The sequence below is a fragment of the Streptococcus sp. k-90 genome (assembly GCF_013277565.1).
Lineage (GTDB): Bacteria > Bacillota > Bacilli > Lactobacillales > Streptococcaceae > Streptococcus.
Window position 1 is genome coordinate 29410 of record NZ_VMNE01000004.1, and the last position, 18551, is coordinate 47960.

Here is an 18551-nt window from a genome sequence, read left to right on the forward strand (position 1 = left end):
TTACTCCCTTATCTGCCCATCACCAGCAATCACATACTTGTAGCTGGTCAACTCTTTCAAGCCCATTGGACCACGCGCGTGCAATTTCTGAGTAGAAATCCCCATTTCACAACCAAGACCAAATTGGCCTCCATCTGTGAAACGAGTTGAGGCATTGACATAAACCGCTGCAGAATCCACTTGATCTGTAAAGTAAGCTGCAGCTTCAGCATTTTCAGTTACAATTGCATCCGAATGATGGGTACTGTGAGCCTCAATATGGGCAACCGCTTCTTCTAAACTGCTCACAACCTTAACAGCTAATACATAGTCTAAAAACTCGGTGTCAAAGTCTTGTGCTTCAGCTGCTTGGCCTGAAACAAACTGACTTGCTTTGCTATCTAGGCGGAATTGAATCGGTTCAAGTCCAGCTTCTTTTCGATCGACAACTAGCACTTGCTCCAAACGAGGAAGGAAGCTTGCTGCCTTATCTTCATGAACAAGCAGAACCTCCATGGCATTACAAACAGAAGGACGACTGGTTTTAGCATTGTTGATGATAGACAGAGCCTTGTCTTCGTCTGCATCCTTATCCACATAAACATGGACAATACCAGTCCCTGTCTCAATAACAGGCACAATAGCATTCTCAACCACTGCATTAATCAAGCCAGCTCCTCCGCGAGGGATGAGAAGGTCTAGATAACCCTTTGCCTTCATCATGGCATAGCTACTTTCTCGACTGGTATCTTCCACTAGTTGAATCACATCTGGGTGAATAGTAGTCGTTTCCAAGCCCTTCTTCAAGGCTGTGACAATAGCATGGGCTGTTTGATAGGCGTCCTTACCACTACGAAGAACAACCGCATTTCCACTCTTGAGAGCCAAAGCAGCCGCATCAGACGTCACATTTGGACGGCTTTCATAGATAATACCAATAACGCCCATAGCTACACGCTTCTTTGTGATAACCAAACCATTTTCAAGATGATTGGTTTCTAAAACTTCACCGATTGGATCTGGTAAGGCAACCACTTCACGAATTCCAGTTGCCATCGCTTCTATACGACCTGCATCCAAATAAAGACGATCCAGCATCACATCTGAGATTTTACCCTTGGCCGCTGCCATATCGAGAGCATTGGCCGCTAAAATCTCCTCAGTAGCAGCCACTAAGTAATCAGCCATGGCTAGCAGGGCTTGGTTTTTCACGACTTCACTAGCTGTGTTGATCGATTTTTTAACAGCCTGTACCTGTTCAAATTGTTCTTGTGTACTTACCATAGTTTACCTCTAAAATTCTGTAAAGAGTAGTTGGATTTCAGGAGTAATGGAAATCCAGTCATCACGGTGAATCAAGACACCCTTGGCTTTTTGAGAACGCAACATATCCTCCAAAGCAGATGCCCCAAATTGCACGCGCCCTTTTCCAAGTGATTTTCCACTTTCCTTGTCAAATACTGTCACGATATCACCGTAAGAAAAGGCTCCTTCTGCTTCAACAATACCAGATAAGAGAAGACTCTTTCCATGTTGAGAGAGAGCTTCAGCAGCCCCTTTATCAACCCAAATAGAACCTTGACTCTGAGCATAGAAAGCCAGCCATTGTTTCTGGGTACGAAGTCCCTTCTCTTGCGCAACAAAGTAAGAACCATCTTTGGTCTCCTCAGCCGCCTCAATCATGGCATCTACCTTCAAGGATGAGCAGATATAAACAGGAACTCCTGATTCTGTCGCAATAGTTGCAGCCTTGATTTTTGTTAGCATGCCCCCAGTTCCATTTGACGAGCCAGCTCCACCAGCCATATCAATAATCTCACGATTAATGGTCTCGATTCGCTCCAAACGTTTGGCTCTTGGATCTGAATTAGGATTTCCAGTATAGAGGCCGTCTACGTCTGTCAAGAGAACCAAAAGGTCTGCTTGGACCATAGCCGCTACCTGTGCACTCAGAGTGTCATTGTCCCCAACTTTGAGTTCATCAATAACAACACTATCATTCTCATTAATGATAGGAATCGCCCCACGGCTAAGTAGAACTGACAAAGCTTGATGGGCATTTTTATAACGACGCTTATCAACAAAGTCGTCCTGGGTCAGCAAGATTTGTGCAGAAACGATTTGGCGCAAGAGAAGATTGGTCGTGTATTCTTCCAACAAAAGTCCTTGCCCTACCGCTGCTGAAGCCTGTTTATCAGCAATCTTAGTCGGACGCTTTTTAAATCCTAAGGCCCCAAAACCAGCCGCAATGGCACCCGACGACACCAAAATCAACTCATGACCAGCCTCGTGTAGCATAGCCAACTGCTGGGTAATAGCCTTTACCTTACTACGTGATAAACTTCCATCCTCATTTGTCAGAGAAGAAGTCCCCACCTTAAAGACAATCCGTTTGTATTTCATAGTCTCACTCCGATTCTTCATATTTATCCATTATAACATGAATGGCAGAAAATAGAAAAAAGTTGATAGGAAAGAAGTCCCTAAAACCTTCTTTTTTGCCCCTTCTAGAACAAAAATAAAAACCGCTAATCCTAAGAATAGCGGTTTAATCATGTTTTTAAGCTACTAATGTAGTCGCTCTATTATTTAAGAGTAACTGAAGCTCCAGCTTCTTCCAATTTAGCTTTGATTTCTTCAGCTTCTGCAGTTGCAACGCCTTCTTTAACAAGTGCTGGTGCACCGTCAACAAGTTCTTTAGCTTCTTTAAGTCCAAGACCTGTGATTTCACGTACAACTTTGATAACGCCAACTTTTTTATCACCTGCAGATGTCAATTCAACGTCGAATGAATCTTTAGCAGCACCAGCGTCAGCAGCACCAGCTGCAGCAACAGCTACAGGAGCAGCTGCAGTTACACCAAATTCTTCTTCGATAGCTTTTACAAGGTCGTTCAATTCAAGGATTGAAGCTTCTTTAATTTCAGCAATAATGTTTTCAATGTTCAATGCCATTGTTATTTCCTCCAAATAAGTTTTAATTTTTATAATAGTTTTTTCGTAGCTAGGCTACGCTGCGTAGCTTAAGACTAAGCTGCGTCTTCTTTGCTTTCTGCAACCGCTTTGACTGCAAGAGCAACGTTGCGCACTGGCGCTTGAAGTACAGAAAGGAGCATAGAAAGAAGTCCTTCGCGGTTTGGAAGAGTTGCAAGTGCAAGAATCTCTTCTTTAGATGCGACAGCGCCTTCGATTGCACCACCTTTGATTTCAAGTGCTTCAGCGTTTTTAGAAAAGTCGTTCAAGATTTTCGCTGGTGCGATAACATCTTCGTTAGAAAATGCTACTGCAGATGGTCCAACGAATACAGATGCAAGATCTTCAAGACCAGCTTTTTCAGCTGCACGACGCAAGATTGAGTTTTTAATAACTTTATACTCAACTTCGCTTCCACGAAGCTCACGACGAAGAACTGTATCTTGCTCAACTGTCAAACCACGAGCGTCTACAACGACGATAGATGCAGCAGCTTTCATTTTTTCAGCTACTACGTCAACTAGTTCCGCTTTTTTAGCAATAATTGCTTCACTCATTAGTGTGTTCACCTCCGTTATTATTTTGCTTGGGGAATTTTTCCAAAAGAAAAACGCGCCCAAACCTAGACACGAAAGTACAATACGCTTCTTTTTACATGATACGTTTTGTCCTCGGTAGGATACTTATGAGTCGAGCTCCCCTACTGTCTTAGGCAGTTTTTTCAAACCGTATATAAGTATAGCATAGTCAAAAAAAGAATGCAAGATTTTTGCAAACTTTTTTTAAACTTTTTTTGGTTTTTCTTTTAAAGTTCTGCTGTCAAGACTTGGCCTTGCTTCACAACCTGTTCTCCGGCGATATAAACATCATCTACATCACTGGATTTGACTGCATAAACCAGGTGAGAGAGCATATTTTCTTGAGGTTGGAGATGGATTTTCCCTTGTGGTTGAATAACAAGAAAATCTGCTTGCTTGCCAACTTCCAGACTTCCAATCTGTTCTTCCATTCCAAGAACCTTAGCCCCTTCGATTGTCAGCGCCTTGAGAGCTGTTTCTATAGGAAATTGACTGGCATCTCCGCTCTTCATTTTCTGTAGTAGTGCTGCTGTCCGTCCTTCCTCAAACATATCTAGATTGTTATTGGAAGCAACCGAGTCAGTCGCAATTCCGACTACTACTCCCGCTTTTTGGAGCTGGATAATTGGAGCAATTCCCGAGGCCAGTTTGAGGTTACTGATAGGATTGTGGGCGATAGCCACTTGAGAGGTTGCCAAACGTTCAATTTCTCGCTCGTTTAATTCGACCCCGTGAGCAAAGACAGACGGATTATCTAAGTAACCCAGTTCTTCTAGAAAGGCGAGGGGGCGTTTGCCGTATCGTTTCAGGATAATTCCTGATTCCTCCTTAGTCTCCGCAACATGGATATGGATAGGAATATTCAACTCTTTTGCCATATCCAAACTTTCTTCCAGCAAGTCTCTACTACAGCTGTAAGGAGAATGTGGGGCTACCATAACCTTGAAATTTGGATTTTCATATCCTAAGATTTCCTCGATGATAGCTCGTGTTCTAGCAATAGTCTCAGCAGTTGTCTCCGCCTCAGAAGAAAAAAGGGTAGGAGAAAAATAACAATGCATCTTGGAATCTTTCACTGCCTGATAAATCTGCTCAATATCCACACCATTGGGATTATACATATCGTTAAATGTTGTTGTTCCTGACTGGAGCATCTCTGTCAGAGCTTCTTTGACCGCCTTGGTAGTCATGTCGGGAGTAAACTCAGCTTCTGCTGGCCAAATATAGTCTTTGAGCCATTCATGGAGATTGCTATCATCTCGAATCCCTCTCAAGCCTGTCATAGCAGAATGGGTGTGGCAATTGACCAATCCAGGCATGATCCAAGCTCCCTGATAGTCTATAATCTGCTCAGCTTGATCTAAAATCTCTGACTTCTCTTGACCAACATAGACGATTTGAGAACCCTTAACGGCTAAGATTCCATCTAGATAGACATGGAAATCTTGGTCACAAGTCACGATATTTACATGCTGAAAGACTTTCATACTAGGTTCCTTTTCTAAAAGACAATTTATACTCTCTTCAAACCACGTCAGCTTCACCTTGGCATAGATATATGGGTATCGACTTCGTCAGTCTTATCTACAACTTCAAAGTAGTGCTTTGAGCAAGCTAGGGCTAGCTTCCTAGTTTGCTCTTTGATTTTCATTGAATATTACAGTGGATAATTTTTCTAGCTATTGTAACAAAAAAGTTACCCGAAGGCAACTTTTTTTGTCTGTAAGGGTTCGAAGTAGAAAGGATTATTCAGAGCTAAAAGCTGCAGCTTGCTGCATTTGGTAATACTTGCCCTTTCGAGCCATGAGATCATGATGGTTGCCATACTCAACGATGTCACCATCAACCAAGACAAGGATCAAATCCGCATCCTGAATGGTTGACAAACGGTGGGCGATGACAAAGCTTGTGCGCCCCTTCATGAGTTTGGCAAAGGCATCCTGAACCAGTACTTCTGTACGGGTATCGATAGACGAAGTTGCCTCGTCTAAGATAAGAATCTTGGGAATAGCCAGAAAGACTCGAGCAATAGTCAAGAGCTGTGCTTGACCAACAGAAAGAGATTCTCCAGCATTTTCAAGCTTGGTATCATAACCCTGCGGCAACTGTTGGATGAAAAAATCGGCATTGGCTGCTTTGGCTGCAGCAATCACCTGCTCCCTACTGGCATCAGGATTTCCAAAGGCAATATTGTCATGAATGGTCCCTTGCTTGAGCCAGGTTTCTTGAAGCACCATTCCAAACTGCTGGCGTAAAGAGGCACGACTATAATCATAAATAGATTTCCCATCCAGCAAGATATCTCCGGAATTAATGGGATAAAAACGCATGAGGAGATTTATAAGGGTTGATTTTCCGGCACCTGTCGGACCAACAATAGCTACCTTACTACCGGCTGGAATATCAATAGATAAATCCTTAATCAAAATCTTTTCAGGATTGTAGCCAAAAGAGACGTGTTTAAAGGAAACAGCTCCCTTAACCTGGTCACTGGTCAAGACTTCCTTACCTGTTTCAGCCACCTCAGGACTTTCTAAGACAGCATAGACACGCTCTGCACATGCCAAGGCACTTTGCAACTCGGCCAAAACTGAAGAAATATCGTTAAAGGGTTTGGTGTACTGTTGGACATAGTTCAAAAAAGTCACCAAACGTCCAATGGTCAAAGTGGAACCCATCATGATACGATAAGCTCCTACCCCAGCTAGAAGGGCATAAATGAGTGCATTGACGAAACGAGTTGAAGGATTGACTGTTGAAGAATAAAAGATGGCTGACTGCGAATAGCCTGCGTAGTTGTCATTAGCCTCACGCAACATTTGAATAAACTCTGTTTGAGCATTAAAAGACTGGATAATGGTCTGTTGACTCAACGATTCTTCAATCAACTGAGTCTGAATTCCCCTTGTCTCTGTTTGTTTTTGGAAGAGATGATAGGATCTCTTAGCAATAAAGCGTGAGATTACCATGGACAGTGGCGTCAACAGCAAGACTAAGAGGGTCATGAGGAGATGGATTTGAAGCATGGCTAGAATACTAACCAAAATCATCAAGACGCCAATGAAAAATTGGTTAAAAATCATGGTCAAGCCAGCTGCCAACTGTTCTATGTCTGTGGTCACCCGACTGACCATCTCCCCACTGCCTTGCCGGTCCACGAAAGCAATCGGTAATCGATGGAGCTTATGGATGATTCGCTCTCGCAAATCTTTAGTATAAGAGAAGATTAGGCGATTATAGAGGAGAGGATTGGTCCATTGTAACAGAGTATTTCCTATGACTACCAAGATCATCTGGATGAAAATTTGCCAAAAAACTGATGATGAATCGGCCACTAGGACCTGGTCAATGACCTGCCCAATCAGAATAGGTAGGTAGATTGATAAGCCAACTTGAGCAATAGTTCCTAGAAAGGCTAAGAAAAGGAGGAAGGGATGGCTTGCTAAATCCTTGGCCAAACGTTTGAGCGTCTGGTTTGCAGTTTGTCGTCTCATTCTAGTCCTCCTTTCCATGTTGGGATGCATTGATTTCACGATAGACTTGAGCGGACTTCATCAAGTCCTCGTGCTTACCGATAGCTAAGAGCTCACCTTTTTCCAAGAGGAGAATCTGGTCAGCCATCTGCAAAGTCGAGGTTCGTTGAGAAATCAAGATTAAGCTTGTATTTGGTAAGTTCCCTCGGATAGCTTTCAAGAGCCTAGACTCGGTAATAGTGTCGAGGGCCGAGGTCGCATCATCTAGGATGAGAAATGGTGCTTGTCGCAAGACTGCTCGTGCGATAGACAGCCTTTGTTTTTGTCCACCTGAAAAATTTCGACCTCCTGCTTCAACTAGGGCATCCAAAAGTCCTTCCTTTTCACTGACAAAATCCTTAGCTTGCGCAATCTCCAAGGCCTGCCAGAGTTCTTGGTCAGTTACTTCGTGATTGAAACCCAAAGTCAAGTTGGAACGAATGGTTCCTTTAAAGAGCTCGACTTTTTGAGGCACATAGGCAATCCAAGACCTCCACTGCTCCAAATTAAGAGGACTACGTCCATCTCGATAAAGGTTAATGCTTCCCTTATCTGCTGGATATAGACCAAGTAAGACTTGCACCAAGCTTGATTTACCAGAACCCGTTCCCCCAATGATACCAAGGATTTGCCCTTGCTGTATATCGAAGGAAATGTCTCTCAGAGAAGGCTGAGCCGCATCAGGATAGGTAAAGGTCAGTTCTTGGACTTGTAAAACCTGATTACTAGTAGTTTGCTTTTGTTCTAATTCTGAATGGATATCTTCTGAAGCCTCAGTAAAGACTTCCTCGATTCGCTTAGCTGAGATGTAGGACTGGTTGAGGGAATTTATCAGCATGGCGAGCTTGACCAATTCCACCAAAATCTGTAAGAGATAGTTGATGAGGGCAATGAGGGCCCCTTGACTGAGCAATCCTCCTTGAATAGAAATATAGCCTTGCCAGATGATAACAAGGAGGGTTCCATTAACAATCAGATAGGTCAGAGGTGTTAATAAACTAGACCAGAAACCTGTTTTTTCTTGCAATTTGGCATAGACTTGGTTAAGGGTTTGAAAAATCTGTAACTCTCGTTTTTCTTGTCCAAAAGCACGAATAACCCGCATCCCTTGTAATTGCTGGCGAGTTTCTTGAACCAGTTGATCCGTTTTCTTTCTGAGAGCACTGTAGAGAGGATTAACCATTCTAGAGAGCCCTACGATTACAATGGTCAAAATGGCAACCATGACCAAGAACCAGAGAGTCAGTTCAGCTGAGATGCGGTAGGCCATAAAAATGGCACCAAAAACGATAATAGGCGCTCGTAAAAAGAGACGCAGGAATTGATTGATACCAGTCTGAATCTGGTAAGTGTCCGAAGTCAAGCGAGTCACCAAACTAGAAGTTGTCAAACGATCCCTGCTATCCTTAGGCAAGGAAAGAATATGTCGATAAAGGTCATCTGTCAGTCCTTTGGCAAATCCAACCGCAGCCTTAGCTGAGTAAAACTGAGCTACCAAGGCCACTACAACGCCAATCACTGCAAAGATAAAGAGTATGCCAATCTGCATCCAGAGATGTCCTTGATCTCCCTGAGGTAAAGATTGGTCAACAATCCCAGCAATCACCATTGGAACCAGAAGCTCAAACACAGCTTCTAGTAGCTTGAACAAGGGTGCTAAAATCGATTCTTTGATGTAGGGTTTGAAGTAAGATAATAAGTGTTTCATAAATCCCTTCTATTTTCTAAAATGAAGAAAGTGGGAAGCACCCACCCTCTCAATTTTATTTGTTTAAGTAAGGCAATAGATAGCCATATCCTTCCTCTTCCATCTTATCCTTGGCCACAAAGCGTAAGGAAGCAGAATTGATACAGTAACGAAGTCCACCTAACTCCTGAGGTCCATCTGTGAAAACATGACCCAAGTGAGCATTTCCTGACCGAGAACGAACTTCGATTCTCTCCATTCCATGGCTCATGTCCTTGTAATAATGAATCAATTCCTTGGAAATCGGACGGCTAAAACTTGGCCAACCACATCCTGAGGCAAACTTATCCTTGGCGAAAAAGAGTGGCTCACCCGTCGTGATATCTATATAAATCCCTTCTTCAAAGGTTTGATCATAGGCATTACTAAATGGAGCCTCTGTAGCAGCTTCTTGGGTAACACGATAGGATTCTTCTGATAAACTTTCCTTTAACACCTCTTGACTAGGCTTTTCATAGTTTGCTGCATCAATCAATGGCTTCTCAGCATCTGTCACATCGATATGACAGTAACCTGAAGGATTTTTCTTAAGATAGTCTTGGTGGTAATCTTCAGCCAGAATGTAGTGGCGAAGTTTCTCCACCTCTACTGCAATCTTTCGCCCCAGCATGCGCTTCTGCTCCTGTACCACAGTGTATATAGCTGGTGAATCTGCTTCATCTTGATAATAAATCCCAGTTCGATATTGGCGACCACGATCATTTCCCTGCTGGTTAACAGACAGGGGGTCGATGACTCGGAAATAATAGAGCAGAATTTCTCTGAGTGAGACTGCCTTCTCATCGTAAATCACTTGAACCGTTTCTGCATGGTCTGTTTCCTTGAGTAGTTGGTAATTGGTCGTTTCGACTTGTCCATTAGCGTAGCCGACACTGGTTGCTAGCACTCCAGAAATGCGTGAAAAATATTCCTCTAGGCCCCAAAAACAACCACCTGCTAGATAAATTTCTGCCATCTTTATTTCTCCTTTATCAAGTTTTTAATTAGGCTTCTTTTCAAAAAAAGGATAGGAAGCCCTCCGGTCGAGAGTTTCCCCATCCTATTATCTATTCTTTATTTTGCTTCGACACGAACACCTTGGGTATCAACTTTCAAGTCATGCAGTTTTCCTTTGAAAGGTTGCTTTTCCAATTCTTCCTTAATCCTTGGCATCTTGTCATGAGAAGCCAAGACCATAACTGTCGGCCCAGCACCAGAGAGGTAGGTTGCATAGGCACCATTTTCTTTTGCCACTTGCTTAATCGTCGCAAATTCTCTCACCAAGTCCTGACGATAGCGCTCGTGAAAGAGGTCTCCCTCGATTGCTTGCCCAGCTGTCACCATATCTCCTGCCAACAAGGCCGCAACCGCCACATTGGCGATAGAACTAGCTGCAACAGCTTCTTTGTAAGACAATTTTTTAGGTAAGACACCACGGCTGTCTCGAGTACGCAATTCATAGTTAGGAATGTAGGCTAGAAAATCACATTCTGGGAAGTCTGCTACAATAGCTGAAACTTCCCCATCAACAGAGCTTGCAATAACGAGATTACCATAAATGGCCGGAGCTACATTGTCAGGATGTCCTTCAATCTTGGTCGCTAACTGCAATTTTTCATGGTCAGACAAGTTGAGCTTACCCAATTGGTTGGCTAGTTCAATCCCAGCAACGATAACCGAACTAGAAGAACCCAAACCACGCGCCAATGGAACATCACTGGTCATTTTCAAACGTCTTGGTTTCAAGTCTGGCACAATTTGCAAAGCGATTTTGAGCAAGAGATTACGCTCGTCATGTGGAATCCATTTGCCAATCTGGTGTTCAATCAACCACTCATCTCGTTCTTCGCAGACCTCGATTTGAAGATACTTGGTTACAGCTACACCGACCGAGTCAAAACCTGGCCCGATATTGGCACTGGTTGCAGGTACAATAATCTTCATCTTATTCTCCTAGCACCTTGAAGGTATTCAAGAGGTCGAATTCTGAAACCTTCTTCAATTCAGCTGCGACATTTTCAAGTTGAGATTTATTAATCTTGTGTGTAATGATAACGACACGCGCCTTGTCACCCTCTTTGCCATCTTGGAGGATTTGCTTGAAGGAAATATCTTGAGCATTAAAGATTTCAGCCAACTTCAAGACCTGACCTTTTGAGTCTGGTGCCAAGATTGAGAAGTAGTAGTTTGCTTTAACATCCTCAGGATTTGCCAAGACCAAGTCACGGCTGTATTCGTTGAAGTCTTTACCAATGGTACCATCATTCAAGCGACGAACGATACGGACAATATCCGCCACCACACTTGTTGCAGTTGGTTTTTGACCAGCACCTGGTCCGTAGTACATAGACTCACCAATACCGATAGATTCTACAAAGACAGCGTTCATCACTCCATTCACACTAGCAAGTGGGTGTGCTTTAGGAAGGAAGGTCGGAGTTACTTCTGCAGCAATTCCTGAAGGAGTTTCCTCAATAGAACCAACCAATTTCACTACATAGCCAAGTTCTTGGGCTACAGCTACATCTTCTGGTGTGATGTTGCGGATTCCCTTGTGGGCTACATCATCAAAAGCAACCTTCATGCCAAAGGCAAATTGGCTCAAAATCACCATCTTGTAGGCTGCATCAATTCCATCTACATCATTTGTAGGGTCGCTTTCTGCAAAACCTAGTCTTTGTGCTTCCGCAAGAGCATCATCGTAAGACCATCCTTCTTCGACCATCTTGGTCATCATGAAGTTAGAAGTTCCGTTGACCACGCCAAGGACACGAGTGATTTTATCAGAAGCCAAGGAATTTGCTAAAATACGAAGAATTGGAATCCCACCAGCTACTGCTGCTTCATAGTAAAGTGCTACCTTGTTAGCTTTAGCGATTTCTAACAATTCTGCACCATGGACAGCCAAAAGGTCCTTGTTAGCAGTAACAACGTGCTTCCCAGCTTCCAAGGCACGAGTGATAAAGGTTTTAGCAGGTTCGATACGCCCCATCAATTCCACTACAATCGTAATGTCTTTGTCTGATAAAATATCATCCACATTGGTTACAAAGTTAAAGTCATTCCCTGCTGCAAGCAAGCGATTCTTTTCATCTTCATCCTTGACCAATACCTTGGCAACTTCAATATCTGAATGCGCTGATTGATTGATTTTTTCTCCATTTTCCTTTAGGAGGAAGGGCACACCACTTGCAACGGTACCAAATCCTAGTAAAGCAATTTTAACTGTCATGTTTGTCTCCTCGAAATTTTCTAATATAGCCATTATAACAGAATTTTGTGAAAATTCCTATTATAGTAAATCACTATTTCAGTCTAGAAAAGAAAAAAACGAATCAAACGATTCGCTCTTCCTAAAATTTAGAAATAATTTTCCAGAAATGATTATCCAATCTTTTGCAGATTGATCACTGCATCATGATTCATCAAGACTTGGCCATACTCTTGTAAGACTGAACGACTGATATCACTATCTTCCGCAAACTCGCGCATACGAGCCAACAGCCAAGCTGGATATGGACTTGGATGATTTTCAATATCCACTAAAATGGTCAAATAATAGCGCTCATTCATCTTGTAGAGTTCAGAAGTTTCCATCTCAAAAGTCACTGTCTTGGCAAAAGCCACCAAATCAGCTAACTTAGAAAAAGAAAGGATGTAGTAGATATAAGGCTCTTTCTTACTTTCAACTTCTTGTTCAGCCTGCTCCTGCTCTTCTTCCTTGGCTTCAACTTGCTCAAGAGATTGAATCGCTTCGATATCATCCTTAGTTTTGTCTGCGATGCTTTTTTCCAAGGTTTTGATAAATTCATCTGGCGACATTTGAGCCAATTCTTCCATATCTGGTAAATCCGATAAATCTTCAAAATCTAGATTTTGGTCAATCTTTGATTTGGTTACAAAGACATCGACCTTATCAGGTTTTGGAGTCACACGGAAGCTCAACATGCCTGTATCCAGAAAGCTATCAGGCATCTCTAACTCATCCAAGATAGCATAAAAGAACTCTTCTGTTTTTTCTTGAGGAACGAGAAAGTCAGCAATCTCCATGCCACGATCCATCAAATCCTCTAAAGACATCGTGATTTTCAAAGTTGTATCACTAATTTGTTTCATTTTCATTGCTAGTAACCTCATACTTTCAGTTCTATCTATTATACTAGATTTTTACGATTTTATCAAAAGAAGGCTCCTCTATCAGGCTCGATTTTTCCTAGGGTTATTTCTGTAGAAGACTTTAAAAGAAAAAGCCTTCAAAATCGGCTCTTGTCCGACTTTGAAGACCTAATGCATTCGAATGCTTATAATTTAAAGGTTGCTACACCGAGGATAGAACGATTTAAGTTTCGAAGAATTTGAAGACTTTGCTCAAATTTCTTATAACGAGTCACTCCATACTCTTCAACAAGAAGGACTGTATCTCTTTCTAAAAGCGATGGTACATCTTGTAAATCGACAAAATGCATTCCTTTTAAAGACTCTTGATTTTGTTTCAATTTATCTAGGATAGCTTTGTTTGAGCTAACGATTGTTAATTCTTGTCCAGCATTTTTGTATGACAAGACATCTGCTAGGTTGGCAATTGTTGTGATCTCTGTTACAAAATCAATTTGATATTGAGAAAAATCACCTGCTCTATTGATTGTTGGGTTAAAGAGATAAACCAATACATTTCCCATCACAACCAAAATCACACAGACTACTCCAATAACAGCTAAACGGAGAATCAAATTCTTCACATTCAATCCAAGCGCTGTCTCACCATTTGCATTCAATTCTTTAGAGTTGATGGTTTCCAATTTTTCAATTTTCACATTTGCATAAGTGTGTTTAAATTTCTCAATCAATCCATCAAATTTTCTCTCTAACAAGTCATTGACATCCTTGCTTGGTGTCAAAATTTTCACACCGACCCCTGCATCGTCAATCATATAGTAGACGGTCAATTTTTTCCACCAATAGTCATTCGTTGAATTTTTCAAGGTTGTTTCTGTCGTATCCAATTCACTGGCCATTTTTTTCAACTCACTGGGCTCTACATCATTGAAAAGATAAGCTCCATTCAAATTCCCATCAATCAATTTCCCATAAAAATCACTATAACCACCAATTTGATGATTCAAAATCGTTTTGGCTGAATCTTCTGGAGGAGTGATTTTATAGCTAAGATAAGTTGAATAACTTGTTGTGTCTTTGACAGTATTTTTATTCTTAACAGCTTTAATTGTAAATGGTACAGCAATAAGAGCAAATAAAGCTATGAGAGCTAAAATATTTGCTTTTCGTTTTTTGTAAAGATTTGCAAACAAATCAGCTACTGAATAATGTTCAAACATGATTTTTTTCTCCTTTGTTGAGTAGATACTGGTTCTCTTTTGTAAGCATTTTTGCTACAAATATCATCACAAGAACAATTCCCCAGAATTGCATTGTAAATAGATTGAAGAAACTTTCTGAAAAGCTACTTCTTGGCATAAAGAATAGATTATTCAAGATGAGTAAGGACAAGGCAAATAAGATTGTTCTTGAACGATAGGCTACTTGCAGCATGGCTATAAATAGCATACCGAGTAAGAGACTAAGCAGAAAGACTCCTATCATACCATAGTCGGTATACAACTCCATAATATAGCTACTTCCGATACCATGTCCTTTTAAATATTCCTTATTCAAAACAAGATAGGACAAATTGTGGGCATAACTATTACTATCAATAGCTAGCTCCACACTATTGGTTGTATGTTCAAAGGCTTTTCCTCCGAAAATAGCCCCCAAGCTTCCCCTTGCAAAATAATCAAGGACAGGACCAAAAGTAAAATTACGGAAATCTCGGTAAGGGAGGCTACTGTTAAATAGAAAACCTCGAGCCAGAACGCCAAAACTGGTTCCTTGTTTATAGATAAAGTCAAGCAGAATATCCCAGAAACCTGTATGGGAAACCTGGACATTATCCCGTACATAATTGAGCACTCCCATCGCTAACATGAGAATAGGAGAACCTACAAAAATCGCTAACTTTTCTTTAAACCCAATCCATTTTCCCTTTTCAGTTTGCTCCCGCATGAAGTAATAAACAAAAGCAAATAAAATACTTAAAATAAAGGGATTTCGTGTCCCAATTGCCAAATGAATAGTATTGGCTGCAATAAAGGAGACAAGCACTGCTGTGGCCTGCCATTTCTTTGGCTTGGTTGCCAGATACATACACATTGCGTAGACCGTAAAGGTAGACAAAATGTAGGTAAAATAAGGCAGTTTACTTTCAAAATTTGCATAGTAGGCATAGTAGGAAGTCTGCAAGCGATACAGGAGCCGTTCGAATAACCGAATGAAATAGAAAGGATAGGTGAGAAGAAAAACTCCTAGTGATACAAAGCGTAACCGCTTGATATAAATCTCTTTTATAGAATTTCCTATCTTTGGTACTTTTATGTTCTTCCTAGCTATGAAGTAACGAGCCAGTACGCCTCCTGTGGTCAAGCCCAGAATCGAAACCATGACGACTATAAAGGCAAAGCGATAGGCTATCGGATGATAGGTATCCAGAGCGCCATCCCTAAAATAATCAATGGTCGGTCTTGATACCAGAAATACAAAAATAGTTAAATAGAAAATAAAATGGATTAAGTAATACTTGATATCATTCCAGCAGGCAATTAAGCTACTAACCAGTAAGAACAATAAAGTAGAAAGCAAGCTAACATTATTATTATTAAACAGATACACAATTCCACTTACTAGCGTCAAGGCATAGCTGACTATGGTCAAACTAAATAATAATCGTTTTCCATCAATCACTTGCTCACCCCCGTTCTAATGTAATTTTTTTGATTTTTCAATATTTTTCAGTAATAAGAATCGGTATAAGGAAATGTTTATGAATAGAGCCAAAGCACTAATTCTTCTTCCCTTACGAAAAATTGGATTCCTAGCAATAGCAAAGGCATGGCCTTTTAAAAATCGATGAATCTGAGAATAGGCTTCAAACTGTTTATACTGATCATCTAGTAACATTTTATCCAGAATAAAGAAATGAGCATAGGCCAATCTGAAGAACGCAACCTCTTTCAAGTCAGGATAGTTTTTCACAACTTCATTGTAAAACTTTTGATAGATATCAATATAGGCTAAATCCTTCTCTGCATACGGTTTGGTCGTAATGCTATCACCTCTATGGAAATAGTAATAATAGGGTTTGGTATTAACAACGTACTTCTTAGCCAACTTGATTAAATCAAAATGATAATAAGCATCTTCGTAAATCAATCCCTTAGGAAAGGATAGGGCAGTTGCAATCTCTCTCTTGATTAGCTTATTGCAGATCGTTCCAGGTATTTTTTCACCTATGAGGTATTCCTTTAGAAATGTTTGAGAATCACAGACAAAATAATCATCCTGATTAGCTGACTGTGGGCTTTCATCATTAGCATAGACATTCATAACACCACAACTCGAAACATCCGCATCTTCTTGAATTATTTGCTCATATAAACTCTGAATCATTTCTGGATGGATATAATCATCTGAGTCAATAAAAATCAGATAGTCCCCGTGAGCCTGCTTCATTCCATCATTTCGTGCTTGCGACAAACCTTCATTCTTTTTATGAAGCACTGACACCCTGTCATCTTGTTCAGCGATTGAATCACACAAGCGACCACTTTCATCTGTTGCACCATCATCAACAAGAATAATTTCCAGATTTTGATAGGTCTGCTTCTGAATGGAAGCTATCGATTTTTCTAGGTACTGCGCCACATTATAGACTGGCACAATGACACTAATTAATGCAGTTTCCATGCTACTCCTCTAATAGTTTTTCTACTTGTTCGATTTGTTTGGCAATTGTAAATTGTTGAATGAATTGACTAGCCTCATCGACATCAAAGTTTGAGGCAGAAGTCATATAGTTCGTAATTGCCTGAGCTGCCTCTTGATTGCTCTCAATGATTTGTCCAAATCGTCCTTCTTGGGATAATTCCTCAGCCCCTCCGACATCCGTAGAGACAAAAGGGATTCCAAGGCTCAAGGCCTCCACATACACCCCAGGAAAACCTTCTTGTTTAGACATAGACAAGAGGACCTTCATCTGAGACAAATACTGATAAGGATTTTTTTGATAACCAAGGAAATGTACATAGTCCTCAAGCTCATACTCTTTAACTCGTTTTTTCAGTTCCTCTTCCATATCACCAGCACCTATGAAGTAGAGATGATAGTTTTTTCCCTCTTGGTGTAATAATCGTATCACTTCCACTACACGGTCAGAACCCTTATTTTCCTCAATCCGTCCGATAGTACAGATACTTTGAGGTGCAATCTCGATATCTATCTTCTCTTGAGATTTTTCTAGAATAGTCTTAAAATCATATCCATTGTAGACCGTCTGTAATTTCGAAGCATAATCTGGATAGACTTCCTTGATAGAATGACTGGTCTTTTTTGAAATCCCTACAATAGTATCCGCGGCATCCAACTGGCGTCTATGTGATTTCCTTTTTGAGCTATCCTTAAGAAATTCTTCGATACTTCCATGAATCCAAGAGATTTTCTTGACTTCTTTTCTTTTAGAAAACAACAGTGGTGGATTCATAATGGTAAAAGAAACTTCAACATCATAGTCATCTTTTACAAGCAAGCGACGAGTCAGCCTTGGAAAATAAATTCTCATTCTCCACAAAAAAGCTCGAATCCATCTGGCTTGGCGATAATCCTGAAGGGATTTTAACATTCGTACATGCTGGGGAACAGATTCGTATCCCTTGTCAAAGTGCTCCATTTCAAGAATATCAATATCATACTTTTCTGGATCCAGATTTGAAACAATGGTAGACAGAATCTTCTCTGCGCCACCTCCAAGAGAAAAAGACCACATAAAAAATAAGATTTTTTTCTTAGCCACCATATTCTCCCTTGTATTCTGTATAAGACTTATCCATATCAGCGATGACAGCATCATGATGCGGTACTTGCTTATTTGCTGGTGGTGGCGTCATATAATCTCCAAAAGCAGTACTGAGATAGGCATCATAACCGACTGGAATAGGCATCTCTGTCCCTTCAAATGGCAAGAAAAGATTGTCTTCAAAAGATGCGATTAGATACTTATTTCTCATGTAGCCAGGACCTGAGCATAATTCTGTGATGCCATCGCTCTCAGCTAGACCATATTTGGTCATTTCTTTCTCAGCTTTTTTCCAAATGCGATAACGGAGAGATTTGGGCGTCACGCCCAGTAAAATACGGCTTCCCCATTTCATGAGAGCCCCATGCTTTTCTGGAATAGTTTGGGCACAAAAAAGTGAATAAATCAGGGCCCAGCGAACCTGTTTCTTCCGCTCAGCTGGATTTTTCGGATAATAATCCAAAGGCAAGACATCCAAAGCCAAACCATGTGGCAAATCCAAATCCTGCTGATAAGGTTTGATACAGGTCGTTTCCTTGTCACGAATGGTAATAAAAAGATTGCGGTCGACAAAATCCGTGTTACTCTTTGACAAGAAATAACGTTCATCTGCATAAAGAGGCCATAATTCTGCCAATTTTTCATAGTCCTTACGGGGCATAAAAAAGTCTAGGTCATCGTCCCAAGGAATGAACCCCTTGTTTCGAAGGGCACCAATAGCACCTCCACCACAAAGATAGCAAAGCAAATCATGTTCTTTACAAAAAGCCACAAAATATTCAGCCATCTCCAGACTACGAGCCTGAATTGCTTTTAAATCAGTCATATTGTTCATTATTCTTTCTATCGTATCGTTTCATTATACCACAAATTAGGACT

Annotated in this window: 16 protein-coding genes and 1 other annotated feature; all 16 genes read right to left on the bottom strand. The window is 41.0% G+C overall.

The genetic code is table 11. The annotated features are described in order from the left end of the window. The 16 genes from HT734_RS01410 to HT734_RS01485 all read right to left on the bottom strand — a co-directional run bounded on the left by HT734_RS01410 (window position 1) and on the right by HT734_RS01485 (window position 18507). A complete protein-coding gene (locus HT734_RS01410; RefSeq protein ID WP_173278233.1) occupies window positions 1–1263 on the bottom strand; it encodes a glutamate-5-semialdehyde dehydrogenase in 1263 nt (420 codons plus the stop codon). Between the two features lie 9 nt (window positions 1264–1272). Then, window positions 1273–2382 carry a glutamate 5-kinase gene (proB, locus tag HT734_RS01415; protein ID WP_061759781.1) on the bottom strand — a complete coding sequence of 370 codons (1110 nt, stop codon included), beginning with the start codon at window positions 2380–2382 and terminating at the stop codon, window positions 1273–1275. A 182-nt stretch (window positions 2383–2564) separates the two neighbouring features. Then, window positions 2565–2933 (bottom strand): 50S ribosomal protein L7/L12, encoded by a 369-nt coding sequence (gene rplL, locus HT734_RS01420; RefSeq protein ID WP_001196965.1) that lies wholly within the window; start codon window positions 2931–2933, stop codon window positions 2565–2567. Between the two features lie 74 nt (window positions 2934–3007). Beyond that, window positions 3008–3508, bottom strand: coding sequence for a 50S ribosomal protein L10 (gene rplJ / locus HT734_RS01425; RefSeq protein ID WP_001287278.1), 501 nt, complete (start codon window positions 3506–3508; stop codon window positions 3008–3010). A 38-nt stretch (window positions 3509–3546) separates the two neighbouring features. Then, window positions 3547–3682, bottom strand: a sequence feature (ribosomal protein L10 leader region). A gap of 74 nt (window positions 3683–3756) precedes the next feature. Further along, window positions 3757–5016 carry a TRZ/ATZ family protein gene (locus HT734_RS01430; protein ID WP_079114919.1) on the bottom strand — a complete coding sequence of 420 codons (1260 nt, stop codon included), beginning with the start codon at window positions 5014–5016 and terminating at the stop codon, window positions 3757–3759. Between the two features lie 258 nt (window positions 5017–5274). Continuing rightward, entirely contained in the window at window positions 5275–7023 is a 1749-nt protein-coding gene (locus tag HT734_RS01435; protein WP_173278231.1) for an ABC transporter ATP-binding protein, read from the bottom strand. A 1-nt stretch (window position 7024) separates the two neighbouring features. Next, on the bottom strand, window positions 7025–8749 hold the full coding sequence (locus tag HT734_RS01440) for an ABC transporter ATP-binding protein (protein WP_173278229.1): 1725 nt from the start codon (window positions 8747–8749) through the stop codon (window positions 7025–7027). A gap of 55 nt (window positions 8750–8804) precedes the next feature. Further along, window positions 8805–9743, bottom strand: coding sequence for a peptide-methionine (R)-S-oxide reductase MsrB (msrB, locus tag HT734_RS01445; protein ID WP_173278227.1), 939 nt, complete (start codon window positions 9741–9743; stop codon window positions 8805–8807). Window positions 9744–9841: 98 nt separating this feature from the next. Beyond that, on the bottom strand, window positions 9842–10711 hold the full coding sequence (thrB, locus tag HT734_RS01450; RefSeq protein ID WP_061759776.1) for a homoserine kinase: 870 nt from the start codon (window positions 10709–10711) through the stop codon (window positions 9842–9844). 1 nt (window position 10712) lies between these two features. Beyond that, window positions 10713–11999, bottom strand: coding sequence for a homoserine dehydrogenase (locus tag HT734_RS01455; RefSeq protein ID WP_061759775.1), 1287 nt, complete (start codon window positions 11997–11999; stop codon window positions 10713–10715). 152 nt (window positions 12000–12151) lie between these two features. Beyond that, entirely contained in the window at window positions 12152–12889 is a 738-nt protein-coding gene (gene mecA, locus HT734_RS01460) for an adaptor protein MecA (RefSeq protein WP_061759774.1), read from the bottom strand. Window positions 12890–13068: 179 nt separating this feature from the next. Next, a complete protein-coding gene (locus HT734_RS01465) occupies window positions 13069–14103 on the bottom strand; it encodes a hypothetical protein (protein WP_061759773.1) in 1035 nt (344 codons plus the stop codon). Continuing rightward, on the bottom strand, window positions 14096–15565 hold the full coding sequence (locus tag HT734_RS01470) for an O-antigen polysaccharide polymerase Wzy family protein (protein WP_061759772.1): 1470 nt from the start codon (window positions 15563–15565) through the stop codon (window positions 14096–14098). Before HT734_RS01470 ends, HT734_RS01465 begins: the two co-directional genes overlap by 8 nt. 15 nt (window positions 15566–15580) lie before the next feature. After that, window positions 15581–16567 (bottom strand): glycosyltransferase family 2 protein, encoded by a 987-nt coding sequence (locus tag HT734_RS01475; protein ID WP_061759771.1) that lies wholly within the window; start codon window positions 16565–16567, stop codon window positions 15581–15583. Between the two features lies 1 nt (window position 16568). Continuing rightward, window positions 16569–17672: a glycosyltransferase gene (locus tag HT734_RS01480; RefSeq protein ID WP_079114918.1), complete on the bottom strand. Its 1104-nt coding sequence runs from the start codon at window positions 17670–17672 to the stop codon at window positions 16569–16571. After that, window positions 17662–18507, bottom strand: coding sequence for a phosphorylcholine transferase LicD (locus HT734_RS01485; RefSeq protein WP_079114917.1), 846 nt, complete (start codon window positions 18505–18507; stop codon window positions 17662–17664). The genes HT734_RS01480 and HT734_RS01485 overlap by 11 nt, the downstream gene beginning before the upstream one ends. Window positions 18508–18551: the final 44 nt, after the last annotated feature.

Coding starts and splice junctions, on each gene's coding strand:
- HT734_RS01410 (WP_173278233.1), bottom strand. CDS start 1,263: ATGGTAAGTACACAAGAACAATTTGAACAGGTACAGGCTGTTAAAAAA.
- proB (WP_061759781.1), bottom strand. CDS start 2,382: ATGAAATACAAACGGATTGTCTTTAAGGTGGGGACTTCTTCTCTGACA.
- rplL (WP_001196965.1), bottom strand. CDS start 2,933: ATGGCATTGAACATTGAAAACATTATTGCTGAAATTAAAGAAGCTTCA.
- rplJ (WP_001287278.1), bottom strand. CDS start 3,508: ATGAGTGAAGCAATTATTGCTAAAAAAGCGGAACTAGTTGACGTAGTA.
- HT734_RS01430 (WP_079114919.1), bottom strand. CDS start 5,016: ATGAAAGTCTTTCAGCATGTAAATATCGTGACTTGTGACCAAGATTTC.
- HT734_RS01435 (WP_173278231.1), bottom strand. CDS start 7,023: ATGAGACGACAAACTGCAAACCAGACGCTCAAACGTTTGGCCAAGGAT.
- HT734_RS01440 (WP_173278229.1), bottom strand. CDS start 8,749: ATGAAACACTTATTATCTTACTTCAAACCCTACATCAAAGAATCGATT.
- msrB (WP_173278227.1), bottom strand. CDS start 9,743: ATGGCAGAAATTTATCTAGCAGGTGGTTGTTTTTGGGGCCTAGAGGAA.
- thrB (WP_061759776.1), bottom strand. CDS start 10,711: ATGAAGATTATTGTACCTGCAACCAGTGCCAATATCGGGCCAGGTTTT.
- HT734_RS01455 (WP_061759775.1), bottom strand. CDS start 11,999: ATGACAGTTAAAATTGCTTTACTAGGATTTGGTACCGTTGCAAGTGGT.
- mecA (WP_061759774.1), bottom strand. CDS start 12,889: ATGAAAATGAAACAAATTAGTGATACAACTTTGAAAATCACGATGTCT.
- HT734_RS01465 (WP_061759773.1), bottom strand. CDS start 14,103: ATGTTTGAACATTATTCAGTAGCTGATTTGTTTGCAAATCTTTACAAA.
- HT734_RS01475 (WP_061759771.1), bottom strand. CDS start 16,567: ATGGAAACTGCATTAATTAGTGTCATTGTGCCAGTCTATAATGTGGCG.
- HT734_RS01480 (WP_079114918.1), bottom strand. CDS start 17,672: ATGGTGGCTAAGAAAAAAATCTTATTTTTTATGTGGTCTTTTTCTCTT.
- HT734_RS01485 (WP_079114917.1), bottom strand. CDS start 18,507: ATGAACAATATGACTGATTTAAAAGCAATTCAGGCTCGTAGTCTGGAG.